The organism is Haloplanus sp. GDY1, from assembly GCF_023703775.1.
In the GTDB taxonomy this organism is placed as follows: domain Archaea; phylum Halobacteriota; class Halobacteria; order Halobacteriales; family Haloferacaceae; genus Haloplanus; species Haloplanus halophilus.
Window position 1 is genome coordinate 2,637,565 of sequence record NZ_CP098514.1, and the last position, 14,968, is coordinate 2,652,532.

At 68.3% G+C, this 14,968-nt stretch carries 10 protein-coding genes; 5 read left to right on the top strand and 5 right to left on the bottom strand.

The features are described 5' to 3' along the window. Positions 1-42: 42 nt before the first annotated feature. The 3 genes from csg to NBT67_RS14105 all read left to right on the top strand — a co-directional run bounded on the left by csg (position 43) and on the right by NBT67_RS14105 (position 3,907). Positions 43-3,039 (top strand): HVO_2072 family ArtA-dependent S-layer glycoprotein, encoded by a 2,997-nt coding sequence (gene csg, locus NBT67_RS14095; RefSeq protein WP_251342398.1) that lies wholly within the window; start codon positions 43-45, stop codon positions 3,037-3,039. Between the two features lie 131 nt (positions 3,040-3,170). After that, positions 3,171-3,512 carry a hypothetical protein gene (locus NBT67_RS14100; protein WP_251342399.1) on the top strand — a complete coding sequence of 114 codons (342 nt, stop codon included), beginning with the start codon at positions 3,171-3,173 and terminating at the stop codon, positions 3,510-3,512. An 80-nt stretch (positions 3,513-3,592) separates the two neighbouring features. Continuing rightward, positions 3,593-3,907 carry an ASCH domain-containing protein gene (locus NBT67_RS14105; protein ID WP_251342400.1) on the top strand — a complete coding sequence of 105 codons (315 nt, stop codon included), beginning with the start codon at positions 3,593-3,595 and terminating at the stop codon, positions 3,905-3,907. A gap of 38 nt (positions 3,908-3,945) precedes the next feature. Here the strand turns inward: NBT67_RS14105 and NBT67_RS14110 are convergent, their stop codons facing one another. Next, positions 3,946-5,826 carry a methyl-accepting chemotaxis protein gene (locus tag NBT67_RS14110; RefSeq protein ID WP_251342401.1) on the bottom strand — a complete coding sequence of 627 codons (1,881 nt, stop codon included), beginning with the start codon at positions 5,824-5,826 and terminating at the stop codon, positions 3,946-3,948. 127 nt (positions 5,827-5,953) lie between these two features. Here NBT67_RS14110 and NBT67_RS14115 point away from each other — a divergent pair, with 127 nt between their 5' ends. Further along, a complete protein-coding gene (locus tag NBT67_RS14115; RefSeq protein WP_251342402.1) occupies positions 5,954-9,967 on the top strand; it encodes an outer membrane protein assembly factor BamB family protein in 4,014 nt (1,337 codons plus the stop codon). 948 nt (positions 9,968-10,915) lie between these two features. On the opposite strand, the gene NBT67_RS14120 is transcribed toward NBT67_RS14115, so the two are convergent. Genes NBT67_RS14120 through NBT67_RS14135 form a run of 4 tightly spaced genes read right to left on the bottom strand, consistent with a single transcriptional unit; the run spans position 10,916 to position 14,449 of the window. Then, positions 10,916-11,956, bottom strand: a complete 1,041-nt coding sequence (locus NBT67_RS14120; protein WP_251342403.1) for a tyrosine-type recombinase/integrase — start codon at positions 11,954-11,956, stop codon at positions 10,916-10,918. Next, entirely contained in the window at positions 11,953-12,276 is a 324-nt protein-coding gene (locus NBT67_RS14125) for a hypothetical protein (protein WP_251342404.1), read from the bottom strand. The genes NBT67_RS14120 and NBT67_RS14125 overlap by 4 nt, the downstream gene beginning before the upstream one ends. After that, the gene (locus NBT67_RS14130; protein WP_251342405.1) at positions 12,273-13,958 is read right to left on the bottom strand and encodes a hypothetical protein; all 1,686 of its coding nucleotides are present in this window, start codon (positions 13,956-13,958) and stop codon (positions 12,273-12,275) included. The genes NBT67_RS14125 and NBT67_RS14130 overlap by 4 nt, the downstream gene beginning before the upstream one ends. Next, positions 13,955-14,449: a hypothetical protein gene (locus NBT67_RS14135; RefSeq protein ID WP_251342406.1), complete on the bottom strand. Its 495-nt coding sequence runs from the start codon at positions 14,447-14,449 to the stop codon at positions 13,955-13,957. The genes NBT67_RS14130 and NBT67_RS14135 overlap by 4 nt, the downstream gene beginning before the upstream one ends. A 255-nt stretch (positions 14,450-14,704) precedes the next feature. Here NBT67_RS14135 and NBT67_RS14140 point away from each other — a divergent pair, with 255 nt between their 5' ends. Further along, a complete protein-coding gene (locus NBT67_RS14140) occupies positions 14,705-14,944 on the top strand; it encodes a hypothetical protein (RefSeq protein WP_251342407.1) in 240 nt (79 codons plus the stop codon). Positions 14,945-14,968: the final 24 nt, after the last annotated feature.

The following is a 14,968-nucleotide window of genomic DNA, read 5'->3' on the forward strand; positions in this document are numbered from 1 at the left end:
AAGAGGTCCCCTCCGGATTGCCAGCGAATCCAATCGCAACACATGACAGACTATAACCAGAAAGTCCGCGCGGTCGTACTCGCGGCGCTGATGGTGTTCAGCGTGTTCGCTGGCACCGTCGCGTTCTCCGGGACGGCCGCCGCGGAAGCGGCGAACCTTCAGAACGCGTCCGCTACCGACATTACCACTAGTGTCGCTAGCACGACGCATACGGTACAGGTCGACTTCGAACTGAACAACTCCACCAGCGACACGCTGGAGTTCGACTACTCGGGCGTGTCCAACGTCGATCCCCAGTCGGTGAGCAACGAGTCGCTGGTCGGCGCATCGGGTGGTGCGTCCGTCTCGTCGGGCACCGTCTCGGGTAGTACGGTCAGCGTTCCGATCGACGACACAAACACCGACAACACGAACGCCACCGCCACGCTGTTCATCGACGTCACCGTCGACTCCCAGGGTGCGAGTTCGGGGTCCGGAACGATCAACATCGACGCTGCGAACAACGCCAGCGCGAGTACGAGCACCTCGGTCGCTCTCGTCTCGCCCAATCCCGGCGCCGATAGCCGTGCCCTCAACGCCGACGGCACCGGCGACTTCAACACCGAGGACGGCGAAGGGTACATCTTCGACGGCGCGACCGTCTTCCAGGGCGAGTCCGACCTCCAGCTCGGTGGCGCGCTCGCGAACAACGAACTCCTGAAGACGGCCGGCGACGCCGAGGGCGTGCCCCTCGAACTCCCGGACGTCCCGCAGACCCAGGAGACGGGTCGCTACACGACCACCGGCGCCACGGGCGCCCCGGGCGTGACGGTCACGACCCCGCGTGTCACCACGCTGGAGATCGTCAACACGAACGGCGAGGACATCGCCGGCGGCTCGGTCGGTGAAGGCGACGCCGACTCCGGCGCCGGCGAACTCGCCGTCGTCGCTGCCTGGAACTACGAGGAAGCCGAGGACCTCGAAGTCACCGTCGAGGACGACACCGGTCTCGACGTGACCGGTGACGTCATCCTGGGCGGCGCGGTTGCCGACTTCGACGTCGAGGGCGGCGTCGACGTCCGCGACGGTGAACCCACCGAGATCCAGGTCTCGAGCAACGAAGTCGGTTGGGACCTCGACCTCTCGGACCAGGGCACCGGCACGTACACCATCTCGGTCGCCGGCTCGGACGACCTCGGCTTCGGTGAGGCGACCCAGTCGACGACCATCACGGTCACCGGCGACGACGACGCGAACCTCGAGATCGACGAGGACGACGTCGTCCGCGGTGAGGACGTCCGCTTCGAGATTCAGGGCTCCGACGCCGGCGACCGGCACACGGTCCTGATCGAATCCGACGACTTCCGCGACGGCGTCACGGGCGAGAACGCCCAGCGCATCTTCCGTCAGGTCGGTGACACCGACAGCGTCGGTGTCGTCACCGACAACGGCAACACGGCCGTGCCCCGGGGCACCACGCCCAGCGGCACGATCGAGTACGCGTACGCGAACGTGACCATCGACGACGACACGGGCGTCGGCGTCGGTCAGATCGAGACGCAGTACCTCGACGACTCGGACGTGGACGTCTTCCTGTACGAGCAGGGCTTCCTCGTCCCGTTCGACCAGAACGGCCAGGCTGCCGAGGACAACGAGACGGACGACCAGACCCTCACCATCGAGCAGGGTGACCTCTCGATCGAGTCGCCCGGCAGCACGTACGTCGTCGGGAGCGAGGTGGACGTGAACGGGACGGCCTCCGAGGGCATCGACGACGTCGCCTTCTTCGTCCGCCGACAGAACGACTACCAGCTGCTCCAGATCGACGGCCAGGACACGATCACCGTCGACGCGGACGGCACCTTCGAGGAGGAGGACGTCATCCTCTCGGAGGGTAACGGTCCCGGTAACAACGAACTGTCCCAGCCCGGCACCTACCGCCTCGGCGTGATCGACGCCGGCGGCGTCGGTGGCACCATCGGTCTGGGCTCCGGCGAGATTTCGCGGCTGACGACCTCGGAGTTCAACACGAACACGAGCTCCCAGAAGTCGCTGCGGGTGCTCGACACGGAACTGCAGGCGAGCTTCAAGACCGTCGGCGGCCAGGTGGCCGTCGAGGACAACGAGGTCAACGTCTCCGGGACGGCCTTCGGCTCGCAGCAGGCGACCGTCCTCTTCGTCGGTGAGCGTGGGAACGTGGCGCTTCACTCCGTCAGCGTCGACGACGACAACACGTTCGACGACGATGACCTCACCGTCTCCGAGTCGATCGGCGGGAGCGGTCTCGCCGAGGGCGAGGTCAGCGGTCACGTCCTCATCCCCGGCCGCGACGACCAGTTCGGTGACGGGAGCTTCGACGCGCCGAACGTCGGCTCGACGACCAGCTTCGACACCTTCGTGACGGAGCTGGACAACGACAACTCGGGTCTGACGGGCCAGCAGGTCCGCTCGCGCATCCTCGATGCGACGACCGAGGAAGTCGCGAGCGACGACCGGATGGTCACGACGCGCTTCCGCTACGCGGACGCGCAGACGACCGTCGACACGGTCTACCCCGAAGGCATGGAAGCCTCGGGTGTCAACCCGGTCGGTGTCGACGACACGCTGGTCGCCGAGGGTGGCACGAACCTGCGCCCCGACGACAACTCCATCACCGTCGAACTGCTGACGCAGGACGGCGACTCGGTCGCGCTGACGACGACCGAGGAGTGGTCCTTCGACGGCACCTGGATGGTCTCGCTGGAGCTCGAGGACGTGCAGACCGGCTCGTACATCCTCGAGGCCGACGACAGCTACAACACTGACGTCGTCGAGGTCGAGATCGTCCAGCAGGTGCAGACGGCGACGCCGGAGCCGACGGACACGCCGGCACCGACGCCGACGGACACGCCGGCACCGACGCCGACGGCGACGCCCGAACCGACGCCCGAACCGACGCCGGAGCCGACGCCGACTGACACGCCGACGCCCACCGAGGGCGGCGGTCCCGGCTTCGGTGCCATCGTCGCGGTCATCGCGCTGCTCGCGGCCGCGCTGCTCGCGACCCGGCGCGACGACTGAATCACGACTGACCGCCGAAAGCGGTCACGCGGTGTGGCTTCATTTTTTCGACGCCATGTCCGCGAGCGACGGCCACCGCGATGGCGGCGCGGTCGCAAACGATATACTTCCGCCACGCCCTGGTACGCGATATGACCGAGCGAATCATGACCGGCGACGCCGAGGAGCGCCCCTACGACGGCACGTGCCCGGCGTGTAAACGGGAGTATCGGCGGGCGATCACGTTCACCGGCGACGGCGTGATCCGCGGCGAACTCTCCGGGGACGTCTGTCTCACGCCCCAGTATCTGTTCGCCCACTCGGAGCTGACGGTCGCCGCCCCCGACGGCGAGTTCCCGACCAAGGAGGTCGGCGCGATGGGGAGCCGGCGGGAGGTTCCGGTCGAGCGGACCGAGGTGACGGACGTCTGGGTCTCCGCGGACCCGGACGATCCGGACGGCGACGGGTTCGTGTTTCCCGACGCCGACGACTGACTCGCGTCGGTCGTGGCTCGCGTCCCGGGCGTTCCGACGGGCCTGCCAAGGGTTTTCACGCTCCGGTCCCGCCTCCAGGTATGGCCGAGATCGATCCCGAGACGCTGTTGCCGAACGACGGACTGCGCCAGGGTGCCCTCGACGGCGAGGTGACACGGATCCACCGCGGGCAGGAGTACGCGGCGGTGGGTGACACCTTCGACCTCGACGGGACGACCTTCGAGGTCGTCGCCGTCGACGAACGGACCCTCGGCGACCTGACCGACGCCGACGCCCGCGCCGAGGGCGCGCGCGATCTCGATCACTACCGGCAGATCCTGGAGCGCGCCCACGACGACTTCGAGTGGGAAGACGACTCGACGGTCGTCCGTCACCGATTCGAGCGGACGGCCTGACCGTCGTTCGGCGGGGCAACGGCCGTGGCGTGGGCGACTCAGCGCCCGGCCGCCTCGCCCGTCTCGCACGTGAAGGTGTCGAGGCGCTCTCTCAGGGTCGCCGTCTGCTCGGTGAGGCCGTCGAGCTGCGACCGGATCTCCGAGACGGTGGTCGCGCCCGTCTCCGCCCGCTCCGCGAGCGACTCGCTCCGGTCCGCTATCGTCCGGGAGCGCTCCGCCACCTGCTCGATGGCGGCGACGACCTCCTCGGTCGTCCGCGCGCCGTCGTCGGTCGCCGTGGCCACCTCGTCGACGGAGGCGTCGACGTCCGCGACGGTTTCGGTCAGCGCCGCGAACGCGTCGCTGGCCTCGTTCATCGTCGCCTTGCCCGTCTCGATCTGCGCTCTGGTCTCCTCCATCTCGGCTTGCACCCGGTCGACGTCCCGGATCGTCTCGGCTATCGTCCGCTCGATGGCCGCGGAGTGTTCCCGGGTCTCGCTGGCGAGTGACTTGACCTCGTCGGCGACGACCGCGAACCCCTCCCCGTCCGTCGTCGCGTGTGCCGCCTCGATGTTGGCGTTCAGCGCGAGGATGTTCGTCTGTTCGGCGATCTCCTCGATGAGGTCGGTGCTCTCCGCGACGTCGTCCATCCGGCTGTCGAGGGACGCGACCAGGTCCCCGAGTTCATCGACGGTCCGCTCGACGTGTTCGATGGCCTCGATGGCCTCGGCGGCGGTCGCCGTCCCCGTCTCGGCGGCGTCGGCCGCGTTGCCGGCCTCCTCGGACACCTCGCCCGCGTTCGCCGCTATCTCCTCGATGGTGGCCGAGAGCGTGCTCAGGTCGTCGGTGGTCGATTCGAGTTCCCCCGCCTGCTCGCGGAGCGAGTTCGCGAACTCGCGGACGTCGCCGGCGAGTTCCTGCTGTGTGCGCTCGAGCGTCTCCGCGTCGTCGTGGACCGATCGGGTCGTCCCCTCGACGGTCGCCGCGAACTCCCGCAGGTCGAGGACGGTCGCGGAGAGCTCCGTCGTCATCTCCCCGAACGCCTCGCTGATCTCCGCGATGGCCTCGATGTCCGTCTCCGCGGGCGACTCGGCGGTGAAGTCGCCGTTCGCCACCGCGTCCATCGCCGCGGCGACGTCGTCGGCCTGCGTCAACAGCGCGCGGTTCAGCCGTTCGACCTCCGCCTGCCGCGCCTCGGCCTCGGCTTTCGCCTCCTCGAGTTCGGCCTGCTTCTCCTCCAGGTCATCGATCAGGCCCTCGCTCTCCTCGACGTTCTCGATCTGTCGTTCCGTCTCCTCGCGGGAGCGCTCGATGGAGATCCAGTTCTGGATCAGCGCCCCCGAGAGCGCGAGGATGTAGACCGCGTGGACGAGCGCCCAGCCCCACGGGTTCTGGACCGCCGCGGTGTGGTTGTACACCGCGGCCGGGTTCATCATCCCGAAGAAACCGTGCTGGATCGCCACGTATCCGACGCCCAGCAGGAAGGGGACCCAGTCCTCGTAGATGGCGACCACGGCCACCATGACGAAAAAGTGGAAGTGCGCCTCGATGAACCCGCCCGAGAAGTAGACGACGATCGCGGACGCGGTCATCAGCCCGACCGACGCGAGCGCCGTCCGTACCCGCCGCCCGAGTCCCGAGTAACTCGCCAACAGCCCGAGCCCGACGAGCATGCCGACCTCCGCCACGACGATCGCCAGCGGCTCGGCGGTGAACTCCGCGCCCGTGACGTACGGATCGGTGCCCGTGAAGCGTCCGAGCAGGAACAGGACGGGTGCGTGAGCCAGCAACAGGAGGACGATCCCCCTGTGGCGCGCCTGCCACGTCTCCTCCGGGATGTTGTCCCCGCTGGGGATGTATCTGACGTAGTCCCGGTGTATCCGCTGCCGGAGTCCGGACGCCGTCGTGCCGGCCGACTCGCCCGCGTTCGCCCCTGCCATACGGACGAACTCAGTCGAACGGCTAATAGCGGTTGTGTCGCCCGCATCAGCGATGATAATTGCGCTCGGAGACGGAGCCGCCGCCCGCGGCGAACCGCTTATTATCTTCGTGTGACACACGCAGGTAATGGCCGATTCGGGGAGGGGATGGACCCGGAGGAACGCCCTGCGGGCGGTCGGCGTGGCGGTCGTCGGCGGGACGGTCGCCTCGGGGACGACGGGCGTCGCGACCGGACAGGGCGGGGAGTCGTGGCCACAGCTCGGGTACGACGACGCGCGCAGCGGCCACGCGTCGGGGAACACGGGCCCCGGCGATGCGTTCGCGGCGGTCAGGCGCATCGAGTTGGGCGGATGGGTGCGGATGCCGCCGGCGGTGGTCGACGGCACCGTCTTCGCGTCACGATCCGTCGGCGGCAACCCCTCCGCCGGGGCCCTGTACGCGCTGGACGCCCGATCCGAAACCGAGCGGTGGCGTTTCGAGCCGGGCGATTCGGTGGATGCGCCACCGGTCGTGACCGACGGCACCGTCTACGTCGGGAGCGGTGACGGCCACCTGTACGCGCTGGCAGCGGAGTCGGGGCAGGAGCGGTGGCGGTTCCGGACCGGCGACCGAGTGGACTCGGCGCCAGCGGTGAGCGACGGCGGAGTCTATCTCGGCAGTACCGACGGTACCGTGTACGCGCTGGCTGCGGATTCGGGGACGGAACGGTGGCGATTCGGGACCGACGGGACGGTGTTTTCGTCGCCGGCGGTCGTCGACGGCACCGTCTACGTCGGGAGCAGCGACCACAGCGTGTACGCGGTGGACGCGGAGTCGGGGGAGCAGCGGTGGCGCTTCCGGACGGACGGCAGGCTACTGTCCTCGCCGGCGGTCGTCGACGGCACCGTCTACGTCGGGAGCAACGACGGTCACCTGTACGCGCTGGATGCGGGGTCGGGGGTCGAGCGGTGGCACTTCCGGACGGACGGCAAGGTACAGTCGTCGCCGGCGGTGGCGAACGGCACCGTCTACGTCGGGAGTCGCGGTTCCAACGTGTACGCGGTGGACGCGGAGTCGGGGGAGCAGCGCTGGCGCTTCCGGACGGGCGAGTCGAGGGCCTCCCCGGCAGTGGTCGACGGGACCGTCTACGTGGGGGGCGGAAACACCGTCTACGCGCTGGACGCGACGGCGGGAACCGAACGGTGGCGAGTCGAGACCGACGATTTCGTCTACTCGTCGCCGGCGGTGGCGAACGGCACCGTCTACGTCGGAAGCAACGACGGGAACCTGTACGTGATCCTCGGCGAGACGGCCACTCCGACGCCGACGTCGACGTCGACGCCGACTTCGCGGTCGGGGAACGTCTCCGGCGCCGGCGGCGGCCGCGACGATGCGTTCGGCGACGCCCCCACCGACGCGAACGCGATGCTCCCGGTGGCGGGCCTCCTCGGCGCCCTCGGCGCGGGCGGCGGCCTCTGGTATCTCCGTCGCAACGGCGACGACCCCGACTCCGCGCCGGCCGACCCGTCCCCCGACGATCCACCGCCGTCCCCGCCTCCGGCCGTCGACCGACAGCGTTCCGACGAGCCGGGGTACGCGACGGCCATGGAGTCGCTTCCCGCGCAGGTTCGCGGCCACCTCGAGGACGGACTCGTCGACGGGGAGCGGTTCGTCTCGGCGGTCGAGACGCTCGGAAGCGTGCGGGCCAACACGTGGCTCGTCCTCACGTCGGATCGGCTCGTCGCCGTCGACGACAACCTCTACGACGTGACCGAGTCGACTGCCGGCGACCTCGTCCGGGTCGTCTTCGGGAGGACGGACGACGGCGTCCCGCGGGTTCGACTCGAACACGAGGGCGGTGCCGAGTCGACGCACGAACTCTGTGCGGAGCCGGCGGCGTTCGCCCGCGATCTGCTGCGGACACGACCGGGGCTGTCCGTCGACCCGCCGCCCGGCGTCGGCTCCGGGTCCGAGCCGTCCCGAACGCCTCCCCCGGATCGGGTCGGGGACGTCCTCGACGAGGCCGAAACCGCCGCCGCCGCGGGGGCCTTCGACGACGCACTCGACCGGCTGGACGCCGCGATCGAGACGCTCGATTCGGGCGCCGAGGGCGCCCTCGACGACCTGCGCGCGGAGCGCGAGCGGATCGCCGACCGACGCGACGCCCACGAGCAGTTCGCGGACGAGACCGATCGCCTCGCGGACCGCCTCGACGCGCTCCGGGGGCGCGTCGACGACGATCCCGAGGCCACGCTCGCCGACCTCGACGATCTGCGTGACGACCTCGCCGCCCTCGACTCCCGGGTCGCCGACCGCGGATTCGACGACCTCGCCTCGCGGATCGCGGGGCTTCGGGATCGCACCGCGACGGTACGGACGGCCGCTCGCGAGGGGCGAGAGACCGATCTGGAGCGGGAGCTGGCGGACGTGCGACGCGGGGTCGAATCGGCCCGCGACCGCCTCGACGACGGGGCAATCGAGGCCGCCGAGACGCAGGCCGACGAACTGATCGAACGGATCGAGGCGGTTCGGGACCGGGCGAGCGACCACGGTCGGGACGTCCACCGCCACCAGGCGACGGCGCTGCGCGAGGACCTCGCGGACCTCCGGTCGGCGGTCGAGGCGCGACGCGAGACGCGGGACGCCGTCTCCCGGCTTCGCGAGCGGGTCGAAACCGCCGAGGATCGCCTCGAGAGCGGCGATCCCCTGGCGGCGCTCTCGGCGTTCGACCGCGTGGCGGCCGACACCGAAGCCCTGGCCGACCGGAGCGACCACGAGGACGCCGAACTGCGAGCCGAGATAGAGTCCCTCGCCGGACGGTGCCGGGCCGGGCGACGGGCGGCGAGACGTCGCCTCGACCGGCGAGCCGTCGAGCGTCTGGACGGCCGCCTCGACGCCGTCGAGGAGCGACTGGCCCGAATCCGCAGCGACCTCCCCGACACGGCGACGTCGAGACTCCGGTCGCGGCTCGACGAGGCGGCGAGCGCTCTCGACGCCGTCGAGGCGACCGCCGAGCGGACCGGGGCGGCGGACCTCCGGCAGCGGATCGGGACGGTACGGTCCGAGGTGACGACCTGTCGGGCGGGCATCGAGGCCCGCGAGACGCTCGACACCCACCGCGACCGGGTCGCGGCGGCGTTCGACCGTCTCGACGAGGGGGCGTACGAGGCGGCGATCGACCGGTTCGAGGCCGTCGACGACGACCTCGCCGACCTCGCCGACCGGGTCGACGGGCTGGACGTCGGAACGCTGGACGCGGCCGTGGCGACGCTTCGAGACCGGTGTCGGGAGGGGCTGGAGCGGACGGTCGAACTGGTCAGGGACCGCCCGCCGCGGTCGATCCCCGACGCACCGGACCTCGACGTGACGTACGGGGAGCTAGAGCGCCGGCAGCTTCTCGGCAAGGGTGGCAACGCCGACGTGTACCTCGTGGAGACGCCCGCCGGCGACGAACTCGCGGTGAAGGAGCCACGCGTCGGGGGTACGCTCCACGTCGAGACCGTCGACCGTCTGATGCGGGAGGCCGAGACGTGGGACAAACTCGACGGCCACGACCACGTGGTCGGCGTGGTCGATTACGACGCCGAGCCGATGCCGTGGATCGCCATGGAGTACATGGACGCGGGCGACCTCGCGGATCGAACCGGAGCGATGGCGTTCGACCAGGCGCTGTGGACCGCCATCGCGATCACCAAAGGCGTCCGCTTCGCCCACCGGCGGGGCGTCGCGCATCTCGACCTCAAGCCCGCGAACGTGTTGTTCCGGGACGTCGAGGACGCGTGGGACGTGCCGAAGGTGGCCGACTGGGGCCTGTCGCGGCACCTGTTGGAGCACTCGAAGAGCCTCGAAGGCCTCTCCCCGCAGTACGCGGCACCCGAACAGTTCGACGAAGCGTACGGATCGACCGACGACATGACCGACGTCTACCAGCTTGGATCCGTGTTCTACGACCTGTTCGTCGGTCGACCGCCGTTCGAGGGGACGGCCACGAAGGTCATGCGCCGGGTCCTCGACGAGGAGCCGACGCCGCCGAGCGAGGTGGCGGACGTCCCCCCGGAACTGGACGAGGTCCTCCTGACCGCGCTCGCGAAGGAGAAAGCCGACCGGTACGACGGCGTCCTCCTGTTGCGGAACGCGCTCCGACGACTCGCCGACGAGTGAGTCGGGACGGGCGATGGATGGCGAACTCGTCGACGTCCCACGCCGTCAGTTCGCCGACCACTTCTACCGCGCTCGTCCCACCACTCGAGGAAGTGCGAGAGACGACGACGGTACGAGGCGACCGTCGCGTCGGCACGGTCGAGGCGGCGTCGGCCGGTCCACCGACGCACCGCATCGTCGACGGCGTGGGAGGTCGCGTACGGGCAGGGTGTCGATGGCGACCGGCGCCGGATCGAGCGTCGGTGTCGCGCCCTGGCGACTGCGGGCTTCGTCGACGGCGTTCCGGCGCTCGCGTCAGCTGACGGGGCCGGCGCTCGGTCGAGATCGGGGAGTTCGTAACAGGATCGACACTCGCGCTCTTCCGTCCAGGGCTTCCCGGCGAGACTGATAGCGTGACCCTTGCAGATGCCGCAGACGTAGGCGACGGACTCGGGCCACGTCATCGGCCAGTCCTCCCGTCCTCGACGAGCGTTCGACCACCACAGCGGGGTTGGTGAGGGAGTTGCAGTGGTCGGCCGCCGTCGAGATCGTGGCGGAGCGGTCGGGCCGGGCGAGTTCGTCAGGGGAGAGAGCAGGGCGGGTGCGTTCCGACCGAGAGGGAGACGATAGAGAGACGGCATAGGAGTTCACGCGCTCGCCTCCTTAGCCGGTGGAAGCGTTCGACCGCAGTTAGCGCAGCGGCGTTCCCACGCGGGGCTGCCGTGGATTCTCCGACCGACGAAGCGAAACACCGGCTCGGGATCACGGCAGTAGCAGGGAGTCACGCTAACCCCCCGTTTTCAGGATTATTACAGACTACTTCGAGGAGTAAATTGGTGCTTTGCCCACTTGAGAGTAGAGATGTTGGCGTTCGGTATTTAAAAGGATGGGACCGCCGTGGAAACGTCTCCTGATTGGAAGTTGCCATGCGGCTTCGTTCGTCGCTCTCGCTGTCGATCTCGTGTTTTCTCATAGTCCTAAATCCTCCATCGCACGGCGCCGCCGGTCGAGGTCCTGCCCGAGGTCGGGCTTGTCGTAGTAGCGCCGGATCGTCTCCGGGATCGCGTCGACCCGACCGGCGACGTGGGTGATCCGCACGCCCTGGTTACGCAGATCGGTAATCCGCCCAGTCCGGATGGGATGCGGGCTCAGACTCGACGGACACTTGCTCTCGTGGCCATGCTCGCGGAACTGGCAGGTCTCCGGATCCTCGTCGTGCGGGCAGCCGCCACGGAGACACGGCTGGGTCAGCTCGTAGGTCAGCCGCCGCACGGTCGTCGTCGCGTGCCGACCAAATTTCGTCGTCAGCAACGGATCGCGCCCGTAGTCGTCCTCGCGATCCAGCCGATGCAGGCGGACGTAGGTGTCGACGACGTCGACCGTCTCGTCGTCGAGGACGTTAATCCGCTCGCTCCCGGCGCCGTTCTTGAGCCGCGTCCCCGAGTCAGGCCGGCTGCGGAACGTCACGGTCCCAGCCTCAGCATCGAAGTCGTCGACGTCGAGCGCCCGCAACCCACTAATCCGACACCCAGTATCCCACAGCAGCAGGAAGAGCGCGTGCTCGCGGCTGGCCTTCCGATACTCGTCGAGATACTCGATAATCGCGTGGGCGCGCTCCTGGCCGAGCAGGAGGTCGCTCGACTCTTCGCCCTTCGTGAGTGCGGGGATGATCTGCCCCATCGCCTCCGGGAGGACCGGCTCGACCGCCTCCAGAGCAACCCCGAACTGAAGGAACTGCCGCGTGGTCCGCAGCGTATTCGTCAGCGTCGTCTTGCTGAGATCGCTGACGAGGTCGTCACGGAACGCCTTGATGTGCCGGCCGGTCACCTCGTTGATGTTGAGGAGCCCGCGCTCCTCGCACCAGTCGATAAACCGGCCGACCTGGCGCTCGTAGGTATCGGGAGTTGATCCCTCGGTATTCTGTCGGACGACGTCCAGCCACTCCTCGAGCGCGTCCCGCGGGAGCATCGGCGTCAGATCCTCGCGTGCGCCGCCGACTGACTCTCTCATCGCTCGTGGACCTGCTCGACGCGTTCTCGCGGGATCCAGGTCGGCACGGCGAGCCCACCAGTCCGAACCCAGTCGGGATACACCGTGATCGAGCCCTCGAACTTGCCCTTCATGTCCCGGTCCTCGCCCTCGAAGTACCAGACGACACCGTCCTCGATCTCGACGAGTGGCTCGCTCACCATGACCGCGACCCCCTTCGTGACCGGGCAGCCCCAACGCCTCTCCGAGTCTTGAGCGGGATACTGCTGAAAGCCGTGGGGGTACGGCCGGCGGTCGGACTCGGGCGTCCGCTCGAACTCTTCGGGCCAATCGAGGCTCACTGGAACGCGTCACCTCCGTTATCGCTACTCTCACCGTATTTCTCGGGCCACCCGTGAGATCCGAACACCTGGACTGCCGCACGGAACACTCGAAGTGCGGTTTCGACGCGCGGCCTCGCGTGGAACACCACTTCCTCGCCCGCGACGACTTGGATCTGAACGTGATCGCTGGTCTTTCGCGCATGGAGCGCGGCGGCGTCCTCGTCACCGAACGGTTCGGTAGGATCTTCCGGCGCCCCGCCATCCGTCACCAGCCGCGCGTCCTCCTGGTCGTCGCAGTCGTGCTTGATCAACCGCGCGATAGTCTGGAACTCAGTCGAGCAGATCTCGCAGTAGTGATCCGAGACCTCATCACGCGGCTTCCGGGCGACGATGTTCGACTCCTTCGAGACGAGGTAGTGTTCCTCGTCGTTCTTGTGATGCCCCCAGACCTCTTCACAGGAGAGACACATCACGTTGAAGTCGTCCTGTTGCTGGAGTTCGCCGTCACAGGCATCACGGGGGCAGTCCTCATGATCCCAGATACGCCCTCGACCGCCATCCGCCCGCGGCACGCTCTCGCGCTCGGACGCGAGCACCAGGACAGGATCGAATCCCGCGCGCTCACACCAAGCGACCAGCGAGCGAGCGGCCTGCCGGGCGCGTCGCTCCTGCTCGCGACGGTCAGGGGCTGGAAGCTCCCCGCCGCCGTCGGCGCGCAGGCCATCGCGGAGGCGGTCGCTCGGACGCCGGCGCCCTTCGAGAATCGCGGCGACGATGTGGTCGTGGCGTGGGCGCCCGCCGTCGGCCACCGGCTCGTCGCTCGGGCCTGGCCCATCCCGGACCTCCAGATACGAGGGGAGATCGCGTTCGACGCGCTCGGCGAACGTCCAGCCGTCGGGCGTCCACTTCGCCACCAGGATGACCCAGCGGCCGTTGATGCGCTCGGCGTCGATGGGCTTCCACGGCGTCTCGGGACGTGGCTGCCCGCCGTCGAACGCGACGAAATTGTGGCCCTTCCCAGACCCACAGGCACTCTCCGGCGGGAAGGACACGCCACAGTGCGTACACGTCGCCGCCGGCGCCCCGCCGTCGGAGCTGAACTCGTCGACCTGCCGGTTCGCGACTGCCTCATCGGGCGCACACTGCCGGTGGTACACCTCGCCGCCGACTTCGACGCGGTCCTCGCGAGCGACCGCACGGTGACACTCGGCGCAGTACGACTCACCACCGTCAGTCACGAGATCACCGGCATCGGCCTCGACGAGATCTTTCGCGAGGCCTCTCGTCGGCGCGCGGTAGTCGTCCTGGCGCTTCCGACAGGTCGGACACAGCGACAACCCCTCGTCGACGCGCTCGCGAGGGACGCGCTCGGCGCCGTGGACGGCCTGCTGGACCTGACAGCAGGACCGAAACAGATGAAAGGCCTCGGGCTCGCCGCTGACAGTGTCGACGACGAACACTTCTTCGCGGCCGCCGTCGGCGCGGAGATCGTCCGGGTCGGCGTCGACGAGCTTGCCGGCGAGTCCGTTGCGCCCGCCACCGCCGCGGCGCTCGCGACGGACGGGCTCGTCGAACTGATGCTGACAGTCGTTACAATACCACTCGGATGCCTGGTGGTCCGGCGAATCGAATTTCGCCGGCGTGCGCGGCTTGATCGCTGGGGAGTCGCACGCCGGACAGACGGTAATCAGGTCGCTCACTGCGGACCACCGTCCTGTCGGAAGTCGATTCGAGCACACTCCATCAGCACGGCGCCGAGTTCGTCCTTCCGGAACGGCGTCGTCGACCGGTCGGGATCGTACTCGACGCCGACTTCCTCGGCGATCAGCGCGCGCAGTTCACTCGTGGTCTGATCGTAGAACCCGCGCTTCGGACGGTTCGTGAGATACGCGGCGATAGCGACGAGGTCGCTTTTCTGAAAGCGTGACACCGCAGACGACCCCTCACCGACGATGTGGCCGATCCCGACTCGCCGGTGGTGGTTCGTCAGCGCGTCCGGACAGTCGCCGTTCCAGTACGTCACGAGGCCGAGGTCGACGGCGATCTGTCGGATCAGCCACGCGTTGCTCCCGGTGTTTGGATTCACGTCGGGGTAAAGCGAGCCGTCGTCCGTCGTCGCGCCGCCGTCGGTCAGGAGTCGAGTCGTCTGTCGGTCGGGGGATTCTTGCCCCCGCGTAGCATTGTCGAACATGGCTTTCGTGCCTGTTTCACGAAGGCCCGCGCGGACCCGCTGCCTCGACAGCGGGGTCCGCTTTGGTTTTCGCGGGAGGACCCATCGCCGAGCGACGGATCCGCGAGTGGCCTTCGTCATCGCAAGTCGTTGGGCGGTGGATACAAATAGTTTGCCCTGTACTAAGCAATCATGAAACGTAATCAGCCAACTTGCGACGTTCAAGGAAATGACAGTTCCGGCGGTTCTATTATTCTCGCTACGGACGGGGATGGCATGGGCAAAGAGGAGCGGAAAGAGCAGGTGCTTCAGATCTTGGCTCAGTCGGATCTGGCTCTTACGCCCTACGTCCTCTTCCGAAATTTGAAGATGCGCGGCGCGACGTTCGAGCGGCGGACGCTCGGAAACTACCTCAAAGAACTCGTTGACGAGAGCCGTGTTGAACGCTTGGAGTTCGAGAGTGGGGATACGCTCTATCAGATAACTAACAAAGGTAGAGAGTCTATCGAAGCATGAATATTTCTTTGAACTAAGTATTTT